Annotated in this window: 1 protein-coding gene and 5 tRNA genes; 2 read left to right on the forward strand and 4 right to left on the reverse strand. The window is 42.0% G+C overall.

Annotation, left to right across the window (positions count from 1 at the left end; genetic code table 11):
- Nucleotides 1–91: 91 nt before the first annotated feature.
- From IEY40_RS19995 to IEY40_RS20010, 4 genes are all read right to left on the reverse strand, one after another.
- Nucleotides 92–167, reverse strand: a tRNA-Val gene (locus IEY40_RS19995).
- A gap of 42 nt (nucleotides 168–209) precedes the next feature.
- Nucleotides 210–285: transfer RNA gene (locus tag IEY40_RS20000), tRNA-Val, on the reverse strand.
- 33 nt (nucleotides 286–318) lie between these two features.
- Nucleotides 319–394: transfer RNA gene (locus tag IEY40_RS20005), tRNA-Val, on the reverse strand.
- Nucleotides 395–435: 41 nt separating this feature from the next.
- Nucleotides 436–511, reverse strand: a tRNA-Val gene (locus IEY40_RS20010).
- Nucleotides 512–898: 387 nt separating this feature from the next.
- Here IEY40_RS20010 and gltX point away from each other — a divergent pair.
- Complete coding sequence (gene gltX, locus IEY40_RS20015; RefSeq protein WP_188959341.1) at nucleotides 899–2,308, forward strand: glutamate--tRNA ligase; 1,410 nt, start codon at nucleotides 899–901, stop codon at nucleotides 2,306–2,308.
- Nucleotides 2,309–2,411: 103 nt separating this feature from the next.
- Nucleotides 2,412–2,487 (forward strand) — tRNA-Ala (locus IEY40_RS20020).
- The last annotated feature ends 248 nt before the right edge of the window (nucleotides 2,488–2,735 follow it).

Genomic DNA, 2,735 nt, shown 5'->3' on the forward strand with positions numbered 1-2,735 from the left:
CTCGAACCAGTGACCCCCTCCTTGTAAGGGAGGTGCTCTCCCAGCTGAGCTAAGCGACCTGGGAATATCAATCTATAAAACAAGTAAAATATGGTGGTCGCTACTGGGCTCGAACCAGTGACCCCCTCCTTGTAAGGGAGGTGCTCTCCCAGCTGAGCTAAGCGACCTGGGATATTTTACATTGAGTCCAACACATTCTATTAGAGAAATGGTGGTCGCTACTGGGCTCGAACCAGTGACCCCCTCCTTGTAAGGGAGGTGCTCTCCCAGCTGAGCTAAGCGACCTGGGACTCTACACATCATATTAATAAGATTACATGGTGGTCGCTACTGGGCTCGAACCAGTGACCCCCTCCTTGTAAGGGAGGTGCTCTCCCAGCTGAGCTAAGCGACCTGGGATGTAATCAACATAAGATATCTTCATCAATGAAGATATGGTGGTCGCTACTGGGCTCGAACCAGTGACCCCCTCCTTGTAAGGGAGGTGCTCTCCCAGCTGAGCTAAGCGACCTCATGCTGTGTGGGGCCGTATTATAGGGGGCAAGTAAAACCTGTCAACGCTTTTTAATTAAAAAAATGTCAGTCGTCCTAAAATTGTTCGCTTTGATGCTTTGTTAATCAATGGATTGCCATAGATTATTTATATTCATGACCACACTTTAATTCATTAACCGTTCTCATAAATAGCAATAGCAGTCTTCTGTATTCATGCACCCAAATGGACTCCCACCATCATACATTCAAGCCTATTATTTTCGCTCTATAGATTAAGAAAATTTAAAAACTATCTCAGGTTTACCCCCTCACCATTTCAACTACTGAATTTGACTGTTAGAATAGCGACACATTTTTTTGTTTGTCTTTATTTAGACGTTTATAAATAGGTTAGTGTCCGATTATGACTACTAAGACGCGTTTTGCTCCAAGCCCAACTGGATTTCTTCATGTAGGTGGTGCTCGTACTGCACTTTATTCATGGTTGCACGCACGTGCTAACAATGGCGAATTTGTGCTTCGTATTGAAGACACTGACATTGAACGTTCAACTCAAGAAGCATGTGATGCCATTCTTGATGGTATGAACTGGTTAGGACTAACATGGGATGAAGGCCCATATTACCAAACTAAACGCTTTGACCGTTATAATGAAATAATTGACCAAATGCTTAATAACGGTACTGCTTATAAGTGTTACTGTTCTCGTGAACGTATTGAAAGCATGCGCGAAGAACAAGCTGCCCAAGGCTTACAACAAAAATATGACGGATGTTGTCGTAATTTAGCTCCACGCAATACAAATGAGCCTTTCGTGGTTCGTTTTAAGAACCCTATAGAAGGGAGCGTTATATTTGATGACCATGTTCGTGGTCGTATTGAAATCTCAAATGAAATGCTCGACGATTTGATCATTAAGCGCACTGATGGTGTTCCGACTTATAACTTCTGTGTTGTTGTTGATGATTGGGACATGGGTATTACTTGCGTTGTTCGTGGTGAAGATCACATCAACAATACTCCACGTCAAATAAATATCCTTAAAGCATTAGGTGCACCAATTCCTGAATATGCTCATGTATCAATGATTTTGGGTGATGATGGAGCTAAGTTATCTAAACGTCATGGTGCGGTAGGCGTAATGCAATACCGCGATGACGGTTATTTACCTGAAGCATTGTTAAACTATCTTGTTCGCTTAGGTTGGTCACATGGCGATCAAGAAGTGTTTTCAATGGACGAGTTAAAAACACTATTTAAGTTAGATGATATTAACAAAGCCGCTTCGGCATTTAATACTGATAAGCTAATTTGGTTAAACCAACACTATATTAAGTCGCTTGACCCAGCATATGTTGCATCTCATCTACAATGGCATATGGATGATCAGAACATTGATACCAGCAACGGCCCTGCCCTTACTGATATTGTGACTGCATTATCAGAGAGAGCTAAAACATTAAAAGAATTAGCTGCCTCTAGTCGTTATTTTTATGAAGATTTTGCAGACTTTGATGAAGCTCAAGCTAAAAAGCATTTACGTGGCGTCGCACTTGAACCGTTGACGTTATTCAATCAAAAATTAGCTACGCTTAATGAATGGAGTGTTGAAGCTATTCATCAGGTCATTGAAGCGACAGCGGCTGAACTTGATGTAGGTATGGGTAAAGTCGGTATGCCGTTACGCGTCGCCGTTACAGGTGCGGGCCAGTCTCCTGGGTTAGATTTAACCTTGTTCTTAATCGGAAAAGAAAGATCTGCACAAAGAATATCCAAAGCGATTGAATTTGTAGCAGATAGAATAAATTCCTAAAAAACGAGTTGACACTTTTGGGTATGCTGCATAGAATGCGCCTCGCAGTTGAGACATGATGTTAGATTTTTTCTAGTAGCATATCCAAAGCATTAAGTAAGACGGGGTTATAGCTCAGCTGGGAGAGCGCTTCGCTGGCAGTGAAGAGGTCCACGGTTCGATCCCGTGTAGCTCCACCACTTACTTAACAGTCTTTAAATAGACAATTAGCACCAATGTTTAGCCTACAGGCATTGATGAGTATTCACTCGATACAGAGTATAACGTATCAACTGTGTCCCATTCGTCTAGAAATAGAGTTTAGGACATCGCCCACTTTGGTTTATAAAGAGTCGGCGGTAACAGGGGTTCGAATCCTTGTTGTTATGTAGCAAATTAGCACCAATGTTTAGCCTACAGACATTGATGAGTATTCACTCGATACAGA

The sequence above is a fragment of the Shewanella ulleungensis genome (assembly GCF_014648315.1).
Lineage (GTDB): Bacteria > Pseudomonadota > Gammaproteobacteria > Enterobacterales > Shewanellaceae > Shewanella > Shewanella ulleungensis.

Coding starts and splice junctions, on each gene's coding strand:
- gltX (WP_188959341.1), top strand. CDS start 899: ATGACTACTAAGACGCGTTTTGCTCCAAGCCCAACTGGATTTCTTCAT.